Annotated in this window: 23 protein-coding genes; 6 read left to right on the top strand and 17 right to left on the bottom strand. The window is 66.5% G+C overall.

All coding sequences use genetic code 11. From position 1 onward, the window contains the following. Nucleotides 1–63: 63 nt before the first annotated feature. The 7 genes from H0264_RS38930 to rpsF form a co-directional block, all read right to left on the bottom strand. The gene (locus H0264_RS38930; protein WP_181582168.1) at nucleotides 64–753 is read right to left on the bottom strand and encodes a methyltransferase domain-containing protein; all 690 of its coding nucleotides are present in this window, start codon (nucleotides 751–753) and stop codon (nucleotides 64–66) included. A gap of 33 nt (nucleotides 754–786) precedes the next feature. Further along, nucleotides 787–2,085, bottom strand: coding sequence for an LAGLIDADG family homing endonuclease (locus H0264_RS00740; protein ID WP_181582167.1), 1,299 nt, complete (start codon nucleotides 2,083–2,085; stop codon nucleotides 787–789). A gap of 36 nt (nucleotides 2,086–2,121) precedes the next feature. Continuing rightward, a complete protein-coding gene (gene dnaB, locus H0264_RS00735) occupies nucleotides 2,122–3,516 on the bottom strand; it encodes a replicative DNA helicase (RefSeq protein ID WP_181582166.1) in 1,395 nt (464 codons plus the stop codon). A gap of 498 nt (nucleotides 3,517–4,014) precedes the next feature. Next, nucleotides 4,015–4,470, bottom strand: coding sequence for a 50S ribosomal protein L9 (rplI, locus tag H0264_RS00730; RefSeq protein WP_181582165.1), 456 nt, complete (start codon nucleotides 4,468–4,470; stop codon nucleotides 4,015–4,017). 17 nt (nucleotides 4,471–4,487) lie between these two features. Further along, a complete protein-coding gene (rpsR, locus tag H0264_RS00725) occupies nucleotides 4,488–4,757 on the bottom strand; it encodes a 30S ribosomal protein S18 (protein ID WP_181582164.1) in 270 nt (89 codons plus the stop codon). 60 nt (nucleotides 4,758–4,817) lie between these two features. Then, a complete protein-coding gene (locus H0264_RS00720) occupies nucleotides 4,818–5,363 on the bottom strand; it encodes a single-stranded DNA-binding protein (protein ID WP_181582163.1) in 546 nt (181 codons plus the stop codon). 106 nt (nucleotides 5,364–5,469) lie between these two features. Then, entirely contained in the window at nucleotides 5,470–5,760 is a 291-nt protein-coding gene (rpsF, locus tag H0264_RS00715; RefSeq protein WP_181582162.1) for a 30S ribosomal protein S6, read from the bottom strand. Between the two features lie 195 nt (nucleotides 5,761–5,955). On the opposite strand from rpsF, the gene H0264_RS00710 reads away from it, so the two are divergent. Then, a complete protein-coding gene (locus H0264_RS00710; protein ID WP_181582161.1) occupies nucleotides 5,956–7,398 on the top strand; it encodes a glycosyltransferase family 87 protein in 1,443 nt (480 codons plus the stop codon). Between the two features lie 36 nt (nucleotides 7,399–7,434). After that, a complete protein-coding gene (locus tag H0264_RS00705) occupies nucleotides 7,435–8,397 on the top strand; it encodes a DUF389 domain-containing protein (RefSeq protein ID WP_181582160.1) in 963 nt (320 codons plus the stop codon). 1 nt (nucleotide 8,398) lies between these two features. Here H0264_RS00705 and H0264_RS00700 read toward each other — a convergent pair whose 3' ends face one another. The 3 genes from H0264_RS00700 to H0264_RS00690 form a co-directional block, all read right to left on the bottom strand. Continuing rightward, complete coding sequence (locus H0264_RS00700; protein ID WP_181582159.1) at nucleotides 8,399–9,022, bottom strand: TerD family protein; 624 nt, start codon at nucleotides 9,020–9,022, stop codon at nucleotides 8,399–8,401. 132 nt (nucleotides 9,023–9,154) lie between these two features. Beyond that, nucleotides 9,155–10,261, bottom strand: a complete 1,107-nt coding sequence (locus H0264_RS00695; protein ID WP_181582158.1) for a DUF475 domain-containing protein — start codon at nucleotides 10,259–10,261, stop codon at nucleotides 9,155–9,157. 103 nt (nucleotides 10,262–10,364) lie between these two features. Further along, nucleotides 10,365–10,940 carry a TerD family protein gene (locus tag H0264_RS00690; RefSeq protein ID WP_181582157.1) on the bottom strand — a complete coding sequence of 192 codons (576 nt, stop codon included), beginning with the start codon at nucleotides 10,938–10,940 and terminating at the stop codon, nucleotides 10,365–10,367. A 212-nt stretch (nucleotides 10,941–11,152) separates the two neighbouring features. Between H0264_RS00690 and H0264_RS00685 the strand changes: the two genes are divergently transcribed. The 4 genes from H0264_RS00685 to H0264_RS00670 all read left to right on the top strand — a co-directional run bounded on the left by H0264_RS00685 (nucleotide 11,153) and on the right by H0264_RS00670 (nucleotide 17,140). After that, a complete protein-coding gene (locus H0264_RS00685; RefSeq protein ID WP_181582156.1) occupies nucleotides 11,153–12,355 on the top strand; it encodes a hypothetical protein in 1,203 nt (400 codons plus the stop codon). A 113-nt stretch (nucleotides 12,356–12,468) separates the two neighbouring features. Then, entirely contained in the window at nucleotides 12,469–13,623 is a 1,155-nt protein-coding gene (locus tag H0264_RS00680; RefSeq protein WP_181585192.1) for an HpcH/HpaI aldolase/citrate lyase family protein, read from the top strand. Beyond that, nucleotides 13,623–16,271: a phosphoribosyltransferase domain-containing protein gene (locus H0264_RS00675; RefSeq protein ID WP_181582155.1), complete on the top strand. Its 2,649-nt coding sequence runs from the start codon at nucleotides 13,623–13,625 to the stop codon at nucleotides 16,269–16,271. Before H0264_RS00680 ends, H0264_RS00675 begins: the two co-directional genes overlap by 1 nt. Next, nucleotides 16,271–17,140: an HAD family hydrolase gene (locus tag H0264_RS00670; RefSeq protein ID WP_181582154.1), complete on the top strand. Its 870-nt coding sequence runs from the start codon at nucleotides 16,271–16,273 to the stop codon at nucleotides 17,138–17,140. The genes H0264_RS00675 and H0264_RS00670 overlap by 1 nt, the downstream gene beginning before the upstream one ends. Before the next feature lie 122 nt (nucleotides 17,141–17,262). On the opposite strand, the gene dhaM is transcribed toward H0264_RS00670, so the two are convergent. The 7 genes from dhaM to H0264_RS00635 form a co-directional block, all read right to left on the bottom strand. Further along, nucleotides 17,263–17,970 (bottom strand): dihydroxyacetone kinase phosphoryl donor subunit DhaM, encoded by a 708-nt coding sequence (gene dhaM / locus H0264_RS00665; RefSeq protein WP_181582153.1) that lies wholly within the window; start codon nucleotides 17,968–17,970, stop codon nucleotides 17,263–17,265. Further along, nucleotides 17,967–18,584: a dihydroxyacetone kinase subunit DhaL gene (gene dhaL, locus H0264_RS00660; RefSeq protein WP_181582152.1), complete on the bottom strand. Its 618-nt coding sequence runs from the start codon at nucleotides 18,582–18,584 to the stop codon at nucleotides 17,967–17,969. Before dhaL ends, dhaM begins: the two co-directional genes overlap by 4 nt. Then, nucleotides 18,584–19,582 carry a dihydroxyacetone kinase subunit DhaK gene (gene dhaK, locus H0264_RS00655; protein ID WP_181582151.1) on the bottom strand — a complete coding sequence of 333 codons (999 nt, stop codon included), beginning with the start codon at nucleotides 19,580–19,582 and terminating at the stop codon, nucleotides 18,584–18,586. The genes dhaL and dhaK overlap by 1 nt, the downstream gene beginning before the upstream one ends. 114 nt (nucleotides 19,583–19,696) lie before the next feature. Continuing rightward, a complete protein-coding gene (locus tag H0264_RS00650; protein ID WP_181582150.1) occupies nucleotides 19,697–20,431 on the bottom strand; it encodes a hypothetical protein in 735 nt (244 codons plus the stop codon). 137 nt (nucleotides 20,432–20,568) lie between these two features. Then, complete coding sequence (locus H0264_RS00645; RefSeq protein WP_181582149.1) at nucleotides 20,569–21,333, bottom strand: AIM24 family protein; 765 nt, start codon at nucleotides 21,331–21,333, stop codon at nucleotides 20,569–20,571. Beyond that, nucleotides 21,330–22,034, bottom strand: coding sequence for an AIM24 family protein (locus H0264_RS00640; RefSeq protein ID WP_181582148.1), 705 nt, complete (start codon nucleotides 22,032–22,034; stop codon nucleotides 21,330–21,332). The genes H0264_RS00645 and H0264_RS00640 overlap by 4 nt, the downstream gene beginning before the upstream one ends. Nucleotides 22,035–22,043: 9 nt before the next feature. After that, nucleotides 22,044–22,667, bottom strand: a complete 624-nt coding sequence (locus H0264_RS00635; RefSeq protein WP_181582147.1) for an AIM24 family protein — start codon at nucleotides 22,665–22,667, stop codon at nucleotides 22,044–22,046. Nucleotides 22,668–22,673 lie beyond the last annotated feature (6 nt).

Genomic DNA, 22,673 nt, shown 5'->3' with positions numbered 1-22,673 from the left:
TAACTCGCGCCCTCGGCGAGCCGTCCGCGATCCGGGCACCGTGGACCGAAGGCACCGGCCCGCCTAGACCTCCGCCGCCCCGCGTGGCGCCCGGGCCTCCCACAACGCCACCGACCCGACCACAACCACCTTCACCTCCGCGAACGCACCCCGCAACGCCGCCTCCAACCCGGCCCGATCATCACTCGCATTCTGAAAGGCCCCAGCCCGGTTGTAGAACCGAATCAGCCACCGCGCCACCGGATGCTGCCGCACCCCGCGCGCCAGCACCGTACTCCCGAAAAACACCCCATCCGCAGCCATCACATCGGCAATATGCCGAAACGCCACCCCCTTCTCCGCCCAACCCCCAGGCACACAGTGCATCACCAGATTCGCCGCCACCGACCGATACCGCCGCTCGACAGGCAACGGCCGCACCACACTCCCGATCCGGCAGGACGGCTCGATCCCCCGCCCCAGCAACCGCTGCGTACTCATCTCCAGCGCAGCGGGATTCAAATCCACCAGCGTCACCGCGGTCTCCCCCACCGGAAACCGCGCCTCCCGCAAAAACCACCCCGACCCAGGCCCGATATCCAGATGATCCCCCGACACCTGAGCGTCATAGCTCGCCAGCATCCGCCGACTCGGGCACCGCCACACCAGCGAGTTCGAAACCCGAAGCACAACAAAGTCATAGATGCGAAGCGCCCGATAGCCGTAGATCGCAGCCCCGGCCCTCTCCGCCTCGGTGATGGTGCCGCTGGTCACCCGAAGATGCTAACCAATCCCCCGCACCCCCGCTCACCACCTGACCATGGCAGCGGGCTCCGTCGAGTCGTGCACCAGAACCCCGTGAGCGACGAAATTGTGTGTCCCCTCCACTCGGGTGTCGTAGATGTCTTGCTCACCAGCAGAACTGATTTCGACGATCCGATCCCAGAAGATGTCGCTCCTCGCCAGCAATGTGAGATCGGGAGCCTGCAGGATGGTGGCTGCCTGGGCGAGGCGAGCACGGCTGGGTGAGTACTTCCACATTGTGGAGCCGCAATAGCGGCTACCCATGGCGGCCTGGAATTCGCGATGGCCAACCGCGAAGTGCGCGAGCAGGCTTCGAACCCTGCTCCAAACCTCCTTGGGAACGGTGTCCACGTTCGGGTTGGCCGTCATTTTCCGGAGTTCGAGGAGCACGGCTTCGCCAGCGACTCCTCGTGCGCCATGAGCGCTTACGTCTTCCAGAAACGTTTGCTGGTTCTCCGACCCGTCGATGGTCAGATGCCAGCAGTCGCGGTAGCCGGGCTTGCGTGCCCGCTTGATCCGTCCATGTATCTCGAGTCGCAGCAGCAGTTGAACAACATCACGGATAAGGCGGAGGCTGGTGGACGCGTAGTAGATCTTGGCTTGGCGTCCGCGCTCATCCCAACGAATCGAGCCGTCCGTGGCCCACAGATGACGAAGAAAGAGCGCGACTTGATCCGTCGGCAGCGTGAAAACGGGTTCAGGTACGAACTTCTCATAACTGCGCAGTCCGAACAGACCCAGTTCGTCGAGCCAGGCAGCGATCGGATTCCGCCGCCCGCGCGCCAGTCGATAGGGTGCGGGCAAGCGCAGGGTGGTGACCCTGGCAGCGGCGTACTCGTCACGTATTGCAGTGACGCCGAAGTGTGTTGCCGCATCCGTCACTGCTGTGAGGTTTTCCTCGTCGATGCTGGCATAGCGGATCGGCTGCCCTTTGACGCAGGATCCATCACCGATCATGTGTGCCAACAGAATCACCTCGGCGTCGGCCATTTCCGCAGCGTGGGTCGGCTCCGGAATCCAACGAGGAACCGCGACACGGCTTTCGATTTCGAGGCTGTCGACCGGTACCCAACCGTCAACGGTCAGTAGCTGAGTGTGTGGCGGCAACTCGATCTCGAGTCCGGACGCGAAGCGAAGCCGAGAGAAGGCCGTACGTCCCGCGAATGAAAGGGTGATCGGTCGCGCGACCATTCGCAGGCGAGCAGCCAGCGACCAAACCTCCATCTGCGTGATACTGCCGGCCAGCTCGCTGACCGCTACTTCACGTCCCGTGTCCGCCCGAAGGATTCGCATCGAATGCATGTTCGAATCATATCGAGAAACTCTCGAATTTTTCTCTTAACCGCGGGCCATATCGACGAATCGACTCAAATGCAGCTGATGTGCAACGGTAATCGTTGCAGTAGGTCCATTTCGATGCTTGCCGACAATAATATCTGCCTCGCCGGCGCGAGGATCGTCGCGCTCGATTGAATCCGGCCGATGCAAAAGAATGACCATGTCAGCATCTTGTTCCAGCGATCCCGACTCACGCAAATCGGACACCATCGGGCGCTTATCAGTTCGCTGCTCAGGACCACGGTTGAGCTGCGAAATCGCAATAACCGGAACCTCAAGCTCTTTAGCCAAGAGTTTCAGGCTTCGTGAGAATTCTGAAACTTCCTGCTGTCGAGACTCGACCTTCTTTCCGGAGGTCATCAGCTGCAAGTAGTCTACAACAACAAGCCGAAGATCGTGGCGTTGTTTCAATCGTCGTGCTTTTGCCCGAATTTCCATCATTGTGAGGTTCGGTGAATCATCCACGAACAGCGGAGCCTCACTGATCTCACTCATTCGACGGGCCAGTCTGCTCCAGTCGTCATCACTCATCCGCCCCGAACGCATATCGCCCAGTTTGATTTTCGCCTCGGCCGATAGCAGACGCATGACGATTTCGGTGCGGCTCATTTCGAGGGAGAAGATAACGCTGGCGAGGCCGTGCTTGATCGAGCAGCTCCGCATGAAATCCATACCAAGCGTGCTCTTTCCAACACCGGGTCGCGCCGCGACGATGATCATCTGACCCGCGTGCAGGCCGTTGGTGAGTTCGTCGAGTTCGGTGAAGCCGGTGGGGACGCCGAGGGAGATGCCGCCTCGGGAGGCGATGGAGTCGAGTTCGTCCATGGTGGGCTGGAGGATTTCCTCCAGGGGGACGAAGTCTTCGGAGGAGCGGCGTTCGGTGACCTCGTAGATTTCGGCCTGGGCTCGGTCTACGACCTCGGCTACGTCTTGGCCGTCGGCGCCGGCGTAGCCGAATTGGACGATTCGGGTGCCCGCCTCCACCAATCGGCGCAGGATCGCCTTCTCGGCGACGATTTCGGCGTAGTAGCCGGCGTTGGCTGCGGTGGGGACCGTTTGGGTCAGGGTGACGAGGTAGGGCGGGCCGCCGATGCGCTTCAGCTCGCCCTTGCGGTCCAGGGCGGCGGAAACTGTTACGGGGTCGGCGGGTTCGCCGCGGCCGTAGAGGTCGAGGATGGCGTCGTAGACGGCCTGGTGGGCGGGGCGGTAGAAGTCGCCGGGGCGGACCACCTCGATGACGTCGGCGATGGCGTCCTTGGACAGGAGCATGCCGCCGAGGACGGACTGTTCCGCCGCCATGTCGTGTGGGGGCTGGCGCCCGAAGTCTTCGCCGGGGGCGTCGGGGTATTCGGCGGGGCCGTCGTCGTTGTGGCCGCGATCGTCGATGACTGCCATACGGCTCGACCGTCCTCTCTTCTCGCGCCCGGTCCGACGTCTTGTTTCTACGCCTGTGCACCGACAGGTTCAGGCAGCGACGCGGCGGCGGAATCCGGTTGCGGCACAAGGTTCGGCAAACCCGTCATGCGAACCTAGGCGACCGTGCGGGGACCCGCCAAACCGAGCTGTGCACACATCTGTGGACAAACTGGGTGTTGTTCACCAACTGTTGTGCACCCCCTGTGAATAGGTTGGGGACAACAGTCGTCAGTGCTGGTCGAGCAGCAGGTAGTGGGCTATTTCTCACTGTGTGCAACTGTGGATCAATCCGGTGCGGCGTGTCGCTGGACATGCCCTTTCGGGCGTGTTGGGTGAACAGCGCCGAACCGGCAGGTGACCTGCGGCACAGCGGGAGTGATTGGCCCACTGCGTAATCCACAACCTGCGATCAACACCCTGGCAAACAGAATCGGAGGCCGTTCCCGAGCACGAGAACAGCCTCCGATCCATACCGAATTACTCGGCGGCGTTGACCTGCAGGTCGAACTTGGCGGCCACATCCGGGTGCAGATGCACCACGACACCGTGCTTGCCGGTGGTCTTGATGTGCGCCTTCGGCAGCTCGATGCTGCGCTTGTCGACGACCGGGCCGCCGGCAGCCTTGAGGGCGGCCGCGACGTCGGCGGTGGTGACCGAACCGAAGAGCTTGCCGGTGCCCGCGGTCTTCACCGACAGGGAGACCGACTCCAGGCCCTGGATGGCCTGCTTCAGCTCGTTGGCGTGGTCCAGGTCGCGCACCTTGCGGGCGTCCTGCGCCCGGCGGATGCCCTCGACCTGCTTCTGCGCGCCACGGGTGGCAACGATCGCCAGACCGCGGGGCAGCAGGAAGTTACGGCCGTAGCCGTCCTTGACCTCCACGGTGTCGCCGGGCGCACCGAGGTTGTCGACATCAGCGGTGAGGATGAGCTTCATTGCTGTGCCTTCCCTTCTCAGCGAGCGGTGGACACGTAGGGCAGCAGGGCCACCTCACGCGAGTTCTTGACGGCCACGGCGATGTCGCGCTGGTGCTGAACGCAGTTGCCGGTCACCCGGCGAGCGCGGATCTTGCCACGATCGGACACGTACTTGCGCAGCAAGGTGGTGTCCTTGTAATCGATCTTGGCGCCTGCCGTGTTGTTCTTCTTGCCGGCCTTGTCTTCCTTGCAGAAGGTGCAGGCCTTCTTCTTGAGCACCTTTTCGCGTGCCGGTGCCTTGGGCATGGTCTTACTCCGTAATTTCGCGAGCCCAGCCTGGAGGAGAGCTCATATGAAAGCCGTTGTCTAGAACGGCGGTTCGTCGTCCATTTGGCCGCCCCCGAAGGAGCCGGCCGCGGGTGCGCTGCCCCACGGGTCGTCGCCGGCGCTCTGGCCGCCACGACCTCCGCCACTTCCGCCACCGGAGAAGTTGCCGCCGCCCTGCTGGGCGCCGCCACCGCCGAAGCCTCCGCCGCCACCGCCACGGGTGGTCTTGTTGATCTTCGCGGTCGCGTACTTCAGGGAGGGACCGACCTCGTCGACCTCGAGCTCGACGACCGTGCGCTTCTCACCCTCACGGGTTTCGTAGGAGCGCTGCTTCAGTCGTCCGCTCACGATGACTCGCGAGCCCCGGGTCAGGCTTTCAGCGACATTCTCCGCAGCTTCCCGCCAGATGTTGCAGCGCAAGAAAAGCGCTTCGCCGTCTTTCCATTCATTCGAATTACGGTCGAACACACGGGGAGTGGATGCGACGGTGAAGTTCGCAACCGCTGCGCCCGCGGGCGTGAATCGAAGCTCGGGGTCGGCCGTCAAGTTTCCGATGACGGTGATGACCGTGTCGCCTGCTGCCATGGTTCCTCCTGCTACTCCGGTGCAGTCCGCAGTGCACGCGTCTGTTGTCAGTCAGCCTAGAGAAAGGGACCGACGTTCAACGTGTGCACGTGCGGGAGAACTGGACTTACTTCTTGTCGAGGCGCAGCACCTTGGTGCGCAGCACCGACTCGTTCAGACCCAGCTGGCGATCGAGCTCGCTGACGGTCGCGGACTCGGCGGTCAGCGTGACCACCGCGTAGATGCCCTCGGCCTGCTTGTTGATCTCGTAAGCCAGACGACGGCGGCCCCAGATGTCGACGTTGTCGACCTTGCCGCCCTCGGACCCGACAACACCAAGCATGTTGTTCAGGTTCGGGCCGACGGTGCGCTCGTCCAGGCTCGGATCGAGAATAACCATCACTTCATAATGACGCACGGACCTCATCACCTCCTGTGGACTGTGAACGGCCCACGGACGTTCCGTGGGCAGGAGGGTTCGTTGCGTCAGCAACCCGACAAGACTACAGGGGGCGCGACCCAGGGGTGAAACCGCCTGACCCTCGGGGTGAAATCAGCCCATCGACCGGGCAAAGGGAGCCGCCGGGCAGGGTTGCCGCCTAGGGTGGTGCGCATGTCGAACCGACCCGTCTCCCGCGAGTCCGAAACCGGGCGTCGTGCGGGAGCAGCGGGTTGGCATGCGACGGCGGCGTTCTGGTGTGTGCTGGTGTGCGCGCTCACGCTGCTCCTCGGATATCTGAACAAGGCGCGGTGCGCGGGAGGCCCGTTCGAGAGTTCGGGGCGCAGCCTGAAGTTCGACGTCATCAAGGACTCGAGCGTCTGCTACTCGGATATCCAGTACCTGTGGCTCGGGCGGGGCATCGACGAGCATGTCTTTCCCTATGTGAGTGGCGGCATCACCGCCGACGGCTACCTGACCGGCGGTGCGGTCGAATACCCGGTGCTGAGCGGACTGTTCATGTGGGCGGGTGCGCTCGGCGCGGACAACGACGCCATGTTCCTGTTCGACACCGCACTGCTGCTGGCCCCGTTCGCGCTGCTGACGGCGTGGATGCTGGGCCGGATGGCGGGACGCGCGGCCTTCCTGTGGGCGGCGGGCCCGCCGCTGGTGCTGTACGCCTTCCACAATTGGGAACTGCCGGTGGTCTGCACGGCGGTGGCGGCGTTCTATGTGATGACCGCGCTGACCCGGTATTCGTTGCGCGCCAGGGGAATCGCGGCCGCGGTGCTGCTGGGTGTCGGCTTCTGCCTGAAGCTGTATCCGGGAATCTTCGTGCTTCCCTTGATGATCTACGTGCTCCTCGGTGAGCAGGACGAATATCCGAGCGAGGAACGGCGCTTCGACGTGAGCGGCGCGGTCTCGGTGGCCCTGGCCGCGATCGGCACCGTGGTGGCGATCAATCTGCCGTTCGCGGTCGCCGGCTACGACGGCTGGCGGGCGTCGATCACCTTCCAGCAGTTGCGGCAGGCCGACATCACCACCAACTCCATCTGGTACTGGGGACTGCGGCCCATGTTCGACGCCTCCGAGCATGGTGAGCAGGCGTTCCAGGATCTGGTGTCGACGATTTCGCCGCTGCTCATCCTGGTGTCGTTCGGGCTCGCGGTGTGGCTGGGGTGCAGGCGGTATCTGGCCACCGGCGGCTTTCCGTGGATCGGCGTGAGCGGCGCCATGCTGTGTGGATTCCTGTTGTTCCACAAGGTGCATTCGCCGCAGTACACGCTGTGGCTGATTCCGTTCCTGGTGCTGTTGCGGGTGCGCTGGCCGCTGATCGCGGTGTACCTGCTGGCCGACGCCGCCATCGGCATCGGGGTGTTCCGCTACTTCTACGCGCTCGGCTCCGGTTATCCGGCCGAGGTGGAGGAGAACATCGTGCTGTTCGGCGTGTGGGGCCGGGCCGCGCTGCTGGTGGTGTTCTTCTTCGTGTTCCTGTGGGCCGAGCCGCGGGTGCGCGGATTCGGCGCCGCACGTAGGGAATTCGTGGAGCTCTACCCTTTCAACGCGCTCGCCGGGATCGCCCGGGACACGACATCCGCGCCGGTGCCCGGCCGATAACCCGCTACCGCGGCGCGAGCCGTGCAGACTGTCCCCATGCTGCACCTTCGGATCATGGCTCCGGACAAGATGACCGACGACATCCTCGGCATTCTCGATTGCGACGAGGCGGTGTCCGGGCTGGCGGTGTTCCGCGGGGTGGGGGTGTGCCCGCCCGGCGACATGATCACCGCGCAGGTCGCGCGGGAGGGCGCGAACGACATCGTGCAGCAGTTGCGTGCCATGCGGGTGCATCAGGAGGGCAGTGTCGAACTCGAGCGGGTCGATACCTGGTTGTCCCGCAGGGCTTTCGACGCGGAGATCCGCACGCCCGGCAGTAGTTCGGATGCCGTGGTGTGGGCCGAGGTCGCCCAGCGCGCCTACGACGACACCGAACTCAATTGGACCTACCTGAGTTTCATGACGCTGGCCACCATCATCGCCAGTATCGCCATCATCACCGACGCGCCGATTCTGGTGGTCGGCGCGATGGTGCTGGGGCCCGAGTTCGGCCCGATCGCCGCGCTGGGTGTGGCGCTGGTGCGACGGCGATTCACCCTGTTGCAGTTGGCGCTTCGCACCCTGGTGGTGGGTTTCGTGGTGGCGATCGCGCTGACGCTGGTGCTGGCGATCATCGCCCGCGGGCTGGGCTGGATCACCCTCGAGGACATCGACGGGCCGCGGCCGGGCACGGCCTTCATCTACACGCCCGACAAGTGGTCGTTCATTGTCGCGGTGGTCGCGGGAGCGGCGGGCGTGCTGGCCATCACCTCGGCGAAAGCCCTGGGCCTGGCCGGGGTTTTCATCTCGGTGACGACGGTGCCCGCCGCTGGCAATATCGCGCTGGGCGTGGCGTTCCTGGACGGTTCCACGGTGTGGGGCAGTGTCGCGCAGCTGTTCCTGAACATCGCCGGGATGGCTCTGGCGGGCTGGGCCACGCTCGCGATTCAGCAGGCGGTGTGGTCGCGGGTGTCGGTGTGGCGGGCGCGGCACATGATCGCGCCGCGCCGCATGCTGTGAATTACTTGCGACCGGGGGTCCAGTTCAGGCCCCAGTTGTAGGCGCGGTCGATGGCGCTCTGACTTCCGTTGATGTACTGCACTTCTCGCCGCACCTGGAGTCCGCCGCCGATGTTCTCCAGCAGGGCGACCGCGCACGAGCGGGCGTCGTTGACGGGGGAGTCCAGCCGGACCTCGACCTGGGGTCCGGCGGTGGGGAACAGGGTCACCACGCCGTCGGCCGAGGCCCAGTTCGGTACGCCCTCATAGATGTAGGCGAAGATCAGGATGCGGCGGAAGAAGTCCGGCTGATCCAGATTGATGTGCATGTTCTCGCCGCCGGTGGACGAGCCGCTGCGGTCGTCGCCGTCGAGCTGGATGTAGGGCGGGGCCTGCAGATTGCCGAAACTGTTGCCCAGGGCCTGGATGACGCCCTTGCGGCCGTCGTTGAGCTCCCACAGGCAGCCGAGGTCCAGGTCGACGGCATTGGAGCGGCGGAACAGTCCGCGCTTGACCCCCTGCGACCAGTTCAGGTTCACCCGCATGACGCCTTGGCGGTCACCGGGTTTGGTGAGGCTGACCGACGGGGTCGCCTTGTCCAGGGTCACCTTGCCGAGATTCACGCCGCCGGGCTGCTGATAGGTCATGATCGAACTCCCTCCCCAGGGTTCTGCACACAGGCTTTCGAAAGAGGTTCCGAAACGACCCGCGCCCGCCGCGAATTCTCGTGGCGGGCGCGGGAAGTCGGCGTATCTTCGCCGACCACACTACTCGGCTGTTCAGCCGACCGGTGTGGTTTCCTTCTCGAGTTCGATGCTCTCCTCGCCGCCCTCGCGCTTGTTGCGCAGGATGGAGGCGATGAAGGCCGCGCCGATGAAGCCGACGCCGATGAGACCGGTGACCAGTTCGGGCACGTGCGGGCCGATCGAGACAAGCAGGATGACCGCCAGCGCGCCGATGGCCCAGTGCGCGCCGTGCTCCAGGTACACGTACTCCGAGAGCGTGCCCTTGCGCACCAGGTACACCGTGATGGACCGGACGAACATGGCGCCGATCAGGCCCAGGCCCAGCGCGATGATGATCGGGTCGGAGGTGATGGCGAACGCGCCGATGACGCCGTCGAAGGAGAACGACGCGTCGAGGACTTCCAGGTACAGGAACAGGAAGAAGCCTGCCTTACCGGTGGCCTTGGCCAGTTCCGACGGTCCGGCGTGCTCGGCCTCCTCGACCATTTCCTCGGTGTGGAACATGGATCCGAGGCCGTCGACCACGATGTAGGTGACCGCGCCCAGGATGCCGGCCAGCAGCACCGTGGAGCGCTCCTCCTCGGAGGCGGCGAATTCGGCGGCCAGCACGATGGCGACCAGGGTCAGCACCACCGCGAGCATGTCCAGCTTGCCGAGCTTGGCCAGCGGCTTCTCCAGCCAGCTGAGCCAGGTGATCTCGTGCTCTTCGAGGATGAAGTTCAGGAACAGCAGCAGCAGGAACGCGCCACCGAAGGCCGCGATCTGCGGATGTGCCGCGGTGAGCAGGCTTTCGTAGGTGGGGCTGCCGTCGGTGGGCGGGTTCAGCGCCAGGTCGAGGGCTTCCTTGGGGTTCAGCCCCGCGGTGATCCACACGATGGCGAGCGGGAAGACCAGGCGCATACCGAAGACGGCGATCAGCACGCCGATGGTGAGGAAGATCTTCTGCCAGAACTCGCTCATCCGCTGCAGCACGGTGGCGTTGATGACGGCGTTGTCGAAGGACAGCGACACCTCGAGGATGCCCAGAATGGCGCACAGTGCGAGCGCCTTCAGTGCGCCCATGGAGCCTTGGGCGCCATACGCGGCCGCCACGATCAAAGACACGACCGTGACAGCTATGGAGAGGCCGAATATTCGCACCGGCTATGGCCTTTCATGAGTGATATCGGGCGACGGTTGTCGGGGGTGAGTATGCCGAAGGGGGCCCGGTCGATCCGAGCCCCCTCGGCGTGGAGCGAAACTGCTAGACGTTGACGCCGTAGTCGCGTGCAATGCCCGACAGGCCGGAGGCGTAGCCCTGGCCGATGGCCCGGAACTTCCACTCGGCGCCGTTGCGGTACAGCTCGCCGAAGACCATGGCGGTCTCGGTCGAGGCGTCCTCGGACAGGTCGTAGCGGGCGAGCTCGGCGCCGTTGGCCTGGTCGACGACGCGGATGTAGGCGTTGCGGACCTGGCCGAAGGACTGGCTGCGGGTTTCGGCGTCGTAGATCGAGACCGGGAAGAAGATGGACTCGATGGTCGGCGGCGTGTTGGCCAGGTCGACATTGATGACCTCGTCGTCGCCCTCGCCCTCACCGGTGCGGTTGTCGCCGGCGTGGACGATGCTGCCTTCCGGGGAGGACAGGTTGTTGAAGAAGACGAAGTGCTTGTCCGACACGACCTTCTTGTCGGCGCCGGTCGCGATCGCGCTCGCGTCCAGGTCGAAGTCGGTCCCGGTGGTGGTCCGCACATCCCAGCCCAGGCCGACGGCCACGGCCGTGAGGTTCGGAGCCTGCTTCGTCAGCGAAACATTGCCGCCCTTGGACAAACTGACACCCATGCGGGAATCCCTTCCGTTGGAAAGTGTTTCTAGCGTTGCTGTATCGCGGCATGTCCGAATTGCCGGGTCCGCTTACCTCGACCCTAGTAGCTTTCGCGGACCTTGTGCAGGAACAAACCGAGGACATGGACGGGACAAGCCTGTCACGCGACATGTCACCGGAGGGATCGCGACAGTCGCCTCCGGCGTGAACAGTCTCCTAACATCGGGGCGTGGCAGGCCGTAGACGCGGATGGTTCCGGGGGAGCGCGCGGAACAACGAATGGGTGCAACAGGCCCGGCAGACGCTGACGGCCGCCTTCCTGGATATGGATACCCGGCAGAGCATCGCCGAGACGGCCGTGGCGGCCTCCGCGCAGATGTTCCCGGAGAAGGGGATGGCGGCGCAGTGGGAGCCGGTGCGGGCCCGCTGCTATGACGCCGCGGGGGCGTATCTGGCCTTGAACGAGCGGCTCGACCAGGCCGAACGCGACGACACGACGGTGCCGCAGCAGGAGATCGACACGATCGTGCGGCGGCTGGGCGAGGCCGCGGGCGGGGTCGATCGGTTCTATCGGGGTAATCAGGCGCATCTGGAGCACGCGGTCGCCGTGTACAACACGGTGCCGCAATTGGCGGCCCAGGTCCGGGCCGCGGCGGGGGAGACGCGGCAGGCGGCGGAGGCGTCGCCGTACGCGGGATACCCGTCGATCCGGCGCGCGACGGCCGCCGTCGATGAGGGACTGATCACACTCGAGGGTGCGGTCGCGGGGGGTGCCACGGGTGCGGTGCGGGAGGCCGCGACCCGGCTGGAAGCACTCACCCGCGAACTGTCAAGGGCCCTGGAAGATGCTCCCGGCAAACAGCATTCGGCAAGCACCGCACTATCCTCGGCCGCGACTCGACTAGCCGCGGCGCAGCACCGGCTGGAGCGGACCGGACCCGCCATGTCCACCCTGCTCCGGGAGTTCAACGCTGCGAGTTCGTCGGATTTGACCAACAATGGGCAGCAAGCCCACCGAGCCGTGGACGCCGCCGCGGCGGAGCTGTCCCGAGCCCGGGCCGCATTGCAGAACAACGACCCGGAGCAAACACTCGAGCTGACCACATCCGCCCGCGCGCACCTCGCCGCCGCCGAGGAACAGGCCGACGCCATCACCGACCGGCTTGCCCTGCTGCGAGAGGTCCGTGACAAGCCACAGGACAAAGCCAAAGCCGTTCGATTCAAACTGCGGGACGCGCAGATGCTGGCCGTGAACAACGGCCTCGTCGCCGAATGGGGTTCGGTACTGGATGCCCAGGCCGAACGCTTGGATCGGGTGACCGGCCACCTCGAGGGCCGGCACCCGGACTACTGGGCCTACGTGTCCGAACTGGATGCCATCTCGAATTTCGTCGCGGGTGTTGTCGAACGGATGCGAAACACAGATAGATAAACCGACCGACTAGTTAGGAAGGATGGGGGCCGATGACCGGAGTCGTCACCACCGATCCGGGCCTGTTCGCCCCCGTATCGCAGCCGAAGGTATCGCTGCACAAGCGCCTACCCATGCGCCACCACCGGCAGGTACCGGGCCCGGAGCTACGCCTGCTGTTCCACCGCGCCCCCGAACCGCTCGGCGACCTCACCGACCGCGAACTGGTCGCCATGGCCCTCGGCGCCACCCTCTACGTGCCCGCCACCCGCCCCGACCTCACCGCCACCATCGTGCGCCGCGCCGAAACCGGCGTGTGCTCCATGGTCATCGACCTCGAGGACGCCGTCGCCGACGACGACCTGGAATTCGGGAAACGCCAGGCCGTGGCCACCCTGGACGAACTCGGCGAGAGCACCGGCCTGTATCCGCTGCTGTTCGTGCGCGTGCGCGATGCCGACACCATCGGCGAGATCATCGACTGGATCGGGCCCGGGGCGCGCGTGCTCACCGGATTCGTCTTCCCCAAATTCGACAGCGTGTCCGGCGCGAAATACCTCGACGCGCTCGAAGCGGCCTCGGAACGGTTGGGCCGCACCGTCTTCGGCATGCCCGTGCTCGAATCGCCGTCGCTGGTGCACCGGCAGACGCGGGACCTGGAACTGCATCGCATCCAGGACATGCTCACCCAGCACCGCGACCGCATCCTGGCCGTGCGCATCGGCGCCACCGACATGTGCTCCACCTTCGGCATCCGCCGCGACCGCGACCTCACCATCTACGACGTGCGCGTGGTCGCCGACGTCATCGCCGACATCGTCAACTACCTCGGCCGCACCGACGGCACCGGCTTCACCATCACCGGACCGGTGTGGGAGTACTTCGCCGACCACGAGCGCATGTTCCGGCCGCTGCTGCGCACCTCACCGTTCGCCGAGGTCGACGCCGTGCCGTTCCGCGAATACCTGGTCAGCCGGGATCTGGACGGGCTGCTGCGGGAGATCGCGCTGGACCGGGCCAACGGCATCCACGGCAAGACGGTGATCCACCCCTCGCACGTATCGGTCGTGCACGCCATGTCGGTGGTGACGCACGAGGAATACTCCGACGCCCTCGATGTGCTCGGCGGCGAAGCCGGGGGAGTGGCCGCCTCCGAATACCGCAACAAGATGAACGAGATGAAGCCGCACCGCAGCTGGGCCCGCCAAACCCTGCTGCGCGCACGAGTTTTCGGCGTCACCAATAAAGGAGTCTCCTTCGTGGACCTGCTGAAGGCGCTGGTCGCCTGATGGCCGAGAGCACACGCACGAGCGGCGTGGCGGGAGCGAGCTCGGACGGCACCACCGTCACCGAGCCCTGGGCTACCCGCGAATTGGGACTGGGCCTTCGGCACGAGAATTCCTTTGTGGCGGAAGCTGATTGGGATATTGCCGCGCTCATCGAACCCGGTCTGCGTCGCAACCCGCGCCGGGCGCACCTGCTGGTGTCCACGGTGCTCGGCAAGCACCTGCCCACCGACCCGCACCGCGTGATCGAGGCCGGCAACCGGCTCGGTGACCTGGTTCGCGAGGTCGTCTCCGGACCGGTGGTGGTGCTCGGATTCGCCGAAACCGCAACGGGACTCGGCCACTGTGTGGCGGCCCGCATCGAGGCCGAGTGCTACCTGCACTCGACGCGGCGCGACGTCCCCACCGCCGAAACCCTCACCGGTTTCGAAGAGGGTCACTCGCACGCCACCTCGCACCTGCTCCAGCCCGCCCCCGCCGGCATCTTCCTCAACGACCTGCCCATGATCCTGGTCGACGACGAAATATCCACCGGCGCAACCGCGATCGACGCCATCCGCGCCCTGAACGAATTCCTGCCGCGCTCGCATTACGTGCTGGCCTCGCTGGTGGACATGCGCACCGAGGCGGACAAGGCCGCCTTCGCAGCCGCCGCTGCCGAACTCGGCGCGCGCATCGATACCGTCTGCCTGGCCTCCGGTTCCACCCTGCTGCCGGAGGGCCTGGTGGATTCCGTTGCCGCCCTGCCGGATCCGGAACTGAACCCGATCGCCGCCGCGCGCGGCCACGTTGCACGCATCGAACTCCCCTGGCCCAGCGACGTTCCCGAGGGCGGCCGGCACGGCACTCTCGCCGCCGATGCCCCCGCTTTCGAGGCCGCACTGGCACAGACCACCGAAACCCTGTGGCGCGAACTGGATGCGCTGGCCTGGGGCAGCGTCGATGCGCAGCCCGGTGCGCCGGGTGCGGCCTTCGGTCAGGATGGGCCGACCGCGCTGCGCCCGGTGGTGGTGCTGGGGCATGAGGAACTCATGTACCTGCCGCTGCGGCTGGCGGCGGCGCTCGCGGACAGTGGCGTGGCGACGCGGTATCAGACCACTACGCGCTCACCGGCGTATGTACTCGACGAGCCGGGCTACCCGCTGCGTCGCGGATTCCGGTTCATCGCACCCGAATTCGACGACGAAGCGCCTCGCTTCGTTTACAACGCGCACTGGCCCGAACCGAGCGAGGTCGATCCGATCCTGCTCGTGGTCGTGGACGAACCCGCCGACAACGAGCGGCTCACGGGTGCGGGTGGCCTCGTCGATGTACTGACCGCTTCGGGGGCCGACGTCGTCCTGGCGGTTCTGCCGGGAGCCGACCCGCGGGCATTGCACGCGCAGCGTAACCGCGAGGAGGGAGACCGGCCTTCGTCATTCCGGCGTGCTTTTGGCCGGAATCCACTGCACCAGGATGGCGACGACAGTGTGGATCCCGGCCAAACCCACGCCGGGATGACGGTGGGTGGCACCCACGCCGGGATGACGGGGGGTGGCGAATTGCCGGAACCATTGCGGGGGCCTGACTTCGGGTCGTATGCGCCGGATGAGGTGGCGTGGCTGCTGAAGGATCTGTCGTACGCGGATCTGGAAGCCGATGTGGCCGAGCGGGAAGCGCGGATTCAGGCGGGGGTCGCGCATTACGCGGAGTCGCTGCCGATCGAGTATCAGCCGGATGCGGCCTATCGGGAACTGTTCGACAAGGTGCTCGCGGAGAGCGCGGAGCGGTTGGCGCTGGCGGTGGCGACCGTGTCGGAAATCGTGGTGGCCGAGCGCGGTGAGAATGTCGTGCTGGTGTCGCTTGCGCGAGCGGGGACGCCGGTCGGAGTGCTCATGCGGCGGTGGCTGGCCACGCGCGGGCTGGATGTGCCGCACTATGCGGTGTCCATCGTGCGGGACCGGGGGATCGATCCGGTCGCACTGGATTACCTTGCGCGGCATCACAATGCGGCGGACATCGTCTTCGTCGACGGGTGGACCGGGAAGGGCGCGATCACCCGGGAACTCACCGAGGCCCTGGACGCGTATCACGCCGCCGGAGGGGCGCGGTTCAACGACGAGTTGGCGGTGCTGGCCGATCCGGGCAGCTGTGTGCGCACCTACGGGACGCGCGATGACTTCCTGATCGCCTCGGCCTGCCTGAATTCGACTGTGTCGGGGCTGGTTTCGCGCACGGTGCTGAACGACACGCTGATCGGTCCGGGCGATTTCCACGGCGCGAAGTTCTACCGGGAACTCGCCGGTGACGACGTGTCGGGCAGGCTGCTCGACGCCGTCAGCGCGCAGTTCGACACCGTGCGCCCGCTGGTGGCCGAACATGTTGCCGCCGTGCGGGATTCCGATCGCTCCCCGACCTGGGCGGGCTGGAGGTCGGTGGAGGCGGTGCGCGCCGAGTACGGCATCTCCAGCGTGAACTTCGTGAAACCCGGTGTGGGCGAGACGACCCGGGTGCTGCTGCGCCGGGTGCCGTGGAAGGTGCTGGTGCGTGACGCCGACGCACCCGAGCACGCGCACATTCGGATGCTGGCCGCGGCGCGCGGGGTGCCGGTGGAAGTCGTGCCCGATCTGGCATACGCCTGTATGGGACTGATCAAGGACGTGAAGAAGTAATGCTCGACCGAAGACGCCTGTCGCGAAGACGCACGCTCATCGCGACCGATCTCGATCGCACGATGATCTACTCCCGCAATGCCATCGGCGCCGACACCGAACTGCCGACGGTGTGCGTGGAGCATCTGGAGGGCGAGCCGCTGTCGTTCATGACGATCGCCGCCGCCGACCGCATGCGGACCCTCACCGAACCGGCCGCGGTCATTCCCACCACGACGCGAACCATCAAGCAGTTCAACCGGATTCGACTACCCGGCGCCCCCTGGCGGTACGCCGTCACCAGCAATGGGGGCAATATCCTGGTCAATGGCATTCCCGATATGCGCTGGCGCATCGACCTCGACGCCGAGGTGCGCTCCACCTCCGCCACCCTGTCCGAGGTCAGCGCCGAATTGCGGTCCCGCATAGACGATTCCTTCGTCAGCAAGTTCCGGATCGCGGATCATCTCTTCTGCTATCTGGTCGTCAAGCCCAAGGCGGTGCCGGCCGATTTCCTCGCCGAATGGGATGCCTGGTGCCGTCCGCGCGGCTGGTCCGCCTCCCAGCAGGGCCGCAAGATCTACACCATGCCGCTGGCGGTCTGCAAATCCCGCGCGGTCGCGGAAGTCCGCCGCCGCCTGACGGAATCGGCCGAACTCGCCCCCGGCGCGCGCCTGCTGGCGGCCGGCGACGGCGCGCTCGACGCGGAAATGCTGCGCACCGCCGACTCCGCCATCCGCCCCCGGCACGGCGAACTCGAGCAGCTCAACTGGACCAGCCCCAATCTGACGGTCACCCGCACCTCCGGCATCCGCGCCGGTGAGGAGATCATCGACTGGTTCATGCGCTCCACCCCCGAATCCGAGCAGGAATCGACGATCGCCTCCTGAGTGCCTCCCGTCCCTTCGTCGTTCCGGCGCGTTTTGGCCGGAATCCACCGCAGTGGTGTGGATCCCGGCCAAAAGCATGCCGGGATGACGGGGTTGTACTTTCTGTGGGCTGGAGACCACGGCTAGGGGCTGGAGACCACGGCGCGGATGCGCTCCATCGCGGTTGCGGAATCGGGGCCGTCGGCCGAGATTTCGAGCTGGTGGCCGGGCAGCACGCCCAGGGTGAGCACGCGGGTCAGGCTGTCGCCGGGAACGGGGCCGGTTCCGGTGGTGGCATTGCGCAGCTGGATGTCCGCGTCGAGATCCCGCAGCGCGGAGACCAATTCGGCCGCCGGCCGGGCGTGCAGGCCGTGCTCATTGGTCACCGTGACGGTCGCCCGCATCGGTGTCGTCGCGTCGTTCGACTGTTCTTCCCTTGGGGGCGTTGGTGGTTCACCGAGTTGCGCCCGCTTGCCGTCCAGGGCCCGGTCGGCTTCGTGGGCCGCCTTGTCGAGGTCGGCGCCGCCGTCGGCTGCTGCCAGTGCGGCGACCAGGCCCTCCACCAGGGGCGCGCCGCACAGCCGTACTCGATGCGGTGAATCGAGCAGGTCCAGGGCGGTTTCGGCGGACAGCACCGCACTGCCGAGATCCATGAGGATCAGCACGCCGTCGCCGGAGTCGGCGGCCTTGATCGCGGTGGCCACCGCGACGGCGTCTGTGCCGTAGGCGGTTTCGCTCAGGCCCGCCGCGATCACTATGCGGGCCTGCGGATTCGGCAGCAGGGCGGTGGCCAGATCCACCGCCGCGGTGGCCAGGGCGCGACTGTGCGAGACGACCACCAGGCCGATCAACGCAGCGCCTGCCGGGCTGCTCGCACCAGCAGGACCGCGCTCGCGGCGCCCGGATCTATATGGCCGATACTGCGTTCGCCCAGGTAGGAGGCGCGGCCCTTGCGGGCTTGCAGGGGCTGGGTGGCGCGCCGGCCCTTGTCGGCGGCGGCCACCGAGGCTTCCAGGGCGGTGACGGGGGACGAGCCCACCGCCACCTGCTTGTCGAGGCAGTCGGCGGCGGGCAGCAGGGCGTCGATCATGGTCTTGTCGCCGGGCACGGCCTTGCCGCGCTCGGCCACCGCCTCCACCCCGGTGCGGAACGCCTTGGCGAAAGTGGCTATGTCCGTGCCGTTTTCGAGCATGGGAGCGCAGCGCAGGAAGAACGTGCCGTACAGCGGGCCGCTGGCCCCGCCGACCGTGGAGACCAGCACCGTCCCGGTCTGCTTGCAGATGGCGGCCGGTCCGCTCGCGGTCGAATCCTGCAGGGCCGCAACGGCCGCGTCCAGACCGCGCTTCATGTTCGCGCCGTGGTCGGCGTCGCCGATGGCGGAATCGAGCGCGGTGAGCTCCGCGATGCGTTCGGTTACCAGGGCGGCGAAGGCGCGGATCCAGGCCGCGGCGTCGATGGCCGTCATCACATTCCCCATCGGAGGGCCGGGGTCCGCACGGGCGCGTCCCACAGCGTGGTCATTTCTTCGTCGAGCCGGGTGAGGGTCACCGAGCAGCCGGCCATCTCCAGGGCGGTGATGTAGGGGCCGACCAGAGCGCGTTCGATCTCGACGCCGTGCCCGCGCAGGATGCGCGACACCTCGTCGAACATGAGATACAGCTCGAGCAGCGGGGTGCCGCCCATGCCGTTGAGGAAGCAGAGCACCCGATCCCCCTGGGAGAACGGCAGATCCGCGAGGATGGGCTCGACCAGCATGGCCGCCACCTCGTGCGCGGCGGCCAGCGGTACGCGCATGCGGCCGGGTTCGCCGTGGATGCCGATGCCGATCTCCATCTCGTGCTCGCCGAGATCGAAGGTCGGCCGCCCGGCGGCGGGGGTGGTGCACGAGGTGAGAGCCATTCCCATGCTGCGGGATTCGGCGTTCACCTTTTCCGCGATGCGGGCGACCTCGGCCAGCGGCCTGCCCTGCTGGGCGGCGGCCCCGGCCATTTTCTCGACAATCACGGTGGCGCCGACGCCGCGCCGACCGGCCGTGTAGAGGCTGTCCTGTACCGCCACATCGTCGTTCACCACCACCGGCAGCACCTCGACGCCGGAGTCGGCGGCCAGTTCCGCCGCCATCTCGAAGTTCATGACATCGCCGGTGTAGTTCTTCACGATGTGCAGTACGCCCGCGCCCGCGTCGACGGCGGTGGTGGCGGCCAGGATCTGATCGGGGACCGGGGAGGTGAAGATCTCGCCCGGGCAGGCCGCGTCGAGCATGCCGTGGCCGACGAATCCGGCGTGCAGCGGTTCATGCCCGGAGCCGCCGCCGGAGACCAGCCCGACCTTGCCCGCGACCGGTGCGTCCGCGCGCACCACGATGCGCTGTTTGGCGTCGACCCGCAGGTCGGGATGGGCTGCCGCCAGGCCCGCAAGGGCGGCGTCCACCACCTCGCCCGGATCGTTGATCAGCTTTTTCACCGAGAACTCCCCTCGCAAGGCCGTAAGGGTTCACAGGTCAGAGTGACACCCCCGTCCCCGGTCCGCCCGAGATTTCGGACTTTTCGGGTGCGGAGGGTGGGTGAACCACCGTTCTTATTCGGGAGCGCCGTCCTCCAGGGATCGCGCGAGTTCGATATCGGTGACGAGCTGCACCATGAGCTCGCGCAACTCACCCGAGGGCAGGTGGTGCGCGGCGAATTCGAACGGCTCGGAGATGTCCAGGCCGCCCTGCGTGGCCTCCAGGATCACCCACGGAATGCCCACGTCGGCCACGCCGAGGCGTTCCCGGACAAGATCGGTGGTGTCGTCCACGAGTTCGGTGCGCCGGGTGACCGCGGCCGTCATCTGCTCGTCCAGTTCCGCGCGCCGCATTTCCAGGGCCCCGAGGTCGGCGTGCGCCTCCTGCATCGGCGTGGTGCGCACCGAGCCGTCCTCGAACACCTGGAAGCCCTCGTTGACAGCCGTTGTGCCGAGCGAGATCTCGGCCTCGGCCAGATCGGGCAGGGTGCGCAGACAGTCCAGCACGGCATCGAGCGCCGCGACCAGGCGATCGCGAATATCGCGCCGGTGCTGCACCTCTCGCTCGGCGGACTTGCGTTCGGCCAGCACCTGCTCGACGGCCCGGCCGATCTGGAAGGCCATGGCCGTGGATTCCGGCGCCCAGCCGCCGTTCGGCACGAACTCGCCATCCTTGGGCGTGATGGTGTCGAGGAATCCGTTCACCGCGTCGAGCAGATGCTCGAGCTGGTCGCGGGACACGGCGGGATGCCGGAAGGCTCGAAGATACTGTTCGTGCGCTTCCGCGGGATCAACCTCACCGTCGCTCACGAGGCCGATCCTGCCACGGGGGAGCGGCCGACCGGTGAATGCTGAGCATTTGCTGGCAGTGTTTCTCCCAGGGGCTCCGCCCCCGGACCCCCGGAATCGGGGGCGCTGCCCCCGGCCCCCGTTGTGGGGTCCGCAGCTCAATAGTTCTGCTGCTGGCCCTGTAATTGCTGCATGATCACGCCCTGCAAGCGCTGCAAGCCCGGCGGGGTGATGCCGGTCTGCAACTGGCCCTCGATGGTGCGCACCAGATGCGCGTCGTCGAGCACCTTCTCACTCGACTGGATGAGCACGGTTCCGGCACCGGTGAAATCGAATTGGCGTTCCTCGCCGGAATTCACGCCGAAGCGCGCCGCGCCCGCCGCCAGGAAACTCGACACCCAGCGCTGATCGAAATGATGACTCGGCGACGGGCAATCCGCCCAGCCCACCAGCGATTCCGGATCCACCCGCAACGGCGGCTCGGCGAAGATGACCGGGCCGTTCGAGGAGGCCAGGAACCGGCCGGTGCCGATGAGCGTCAGGAAGCCCGGCACGATCGACTGCTTCAACGCCAGCTCCGGCTCGAACGCCAGCAGATTCGCCGCGCGCACGGTCAGATTGCCATTGTCCAGGTCGAAGGAATTGATGTTGTAGCCGCGGTCGCCGATGATCAGCTTGCCCTGGCCCTCGGCCACCACGTAGTCGCCGGAGAACAGCGGCGCCGAGAACTGCTGCGCCACCATGTGCATGAGCCCGCCGTGCAGGCCGTGCGAGAGCGCGTTGAACTGCATCTGCCCGTAGTAGGCGATCATCGCGCCCTTGCGCATGAACCACGGCTTGCGCAGATCGATGCAGTACGCGTAGTCGTTGCCCGGAACATTGTCGCTGTCACCGAGATTCATCGGATTCAGAATCTGAGTCACAGCTTCTCCTCGCTGGCCTGCACGTACACCACGCCCTGCCCGACACAGTGCAGCTGCATGGCCTCACCCGAGCCCTTGCCCACCGCGTCCCGCCAGCTCAGCGCCGATTTCAATTCCGTCTGCACATTGCCGTAGGCGGCCACGAACGCCTGCGGGTCGACCACCACCGGATATTGGCCGCCCACTTGGAGTTCGAGGAAACCACCGTGACCCAGCAGCACCGCACTGCCCTGACCGGACAGCTGCGTGGTGAACATGCCCGCGCCCGTGAGCACTCCGGTGGCGGCGCCGCGGATCGCGCCCATCAGGCCGCCGCCGCGCCCGCCCCCGCCGCCGCCCGAACTGGCCACGGAGACAATGGAACTCTGCAGATGCGCGGTATTGGCGAGCAGCCGCGACGCCTCCACGCGCAGCAACGCACCGGGCTGCATGTGCACCACCTGGGTCTCCAGACCCGCGAAACCGTAGTGCACCTCGCCCATTCCGGTGGCCAGCATGGTGCGCTCGTGCTCACCGGCCATCATGCGACCGGCCATGCGGGCGAGACCGCCCATGCCGCCCATCTGGTTCGCGCCCGGCACCTGATGCGGGGCGAAGGACACGTCGCCGGTGTAGAACAGCATGGCGCCGGTGCGGGCGACCACGCCGCCCGCCTGGCCCACGTTCACCTTCACGACCTTGCTGTTGACCTGTTCGAACACGCTGTCCCCCTACCGCTCCGCGGGCTGGATGAGCACGACGCCCTGCCCGTCCCAGCGCAGCGAGAACGCCTCACCACCGCCCTGACCCATGGCATCGCGCCACGACACGTCGGTGACGAAGGACTGATTCAGATTGCCGCGCGCCGCCACGAACGCGTCCGGATCCACCACCAGCGGGAACTGCGGGGACACCTCGAGATGGATGAGCGGGCCGCCCGCCGACAGCAGCGCCACCTGGCCGACGCCGGTGACCGTGGTGGTGAACAGCCCGGCCCCCGTGGTCGCCCCGCGCAGGCCCGCGAAAGACACACTGCTGCGCAGGTTTCCGGCGAACGCCAGCAACTGCTGCGACTCCACCTGCAGGGTCTCGTTGTTCAGATCCACCACGGTGACGTTCTGGCCGTTCACGGCGAAGTAGACCTTGCCGTGGCCGTTGCACTCCATTAGCGACAGCGATTCGCCGGTGGCGCGGCGCTTCAAGCCCGCCAGCACCCCGTCACCCCCGCCGAAACCGGCGCTCTTGAACTGAACATTGCCTTCATAGGCGACCATGGACCCGGAGATCGCGCGGACACCTGTCCCCGCGAGCTGAGCCTCGATCACCTTCTTCGATTTCTCGAAAAGCTGCGCCATCTGTCG

The sequence above is a fragment of the Nocardia huaxiensis genome (assembly GCF_013744875.1).
GTDB classification, from domain to species: Bacteria; Actinomycetota; Actinomycetes; order Mycobacteriales; family Mycobacteriaceae; genus Nocardia; species Nocardia huaxiensis.
This window is presented reverse-complemented; position numbering and strand designations above follow the sequence as displayed.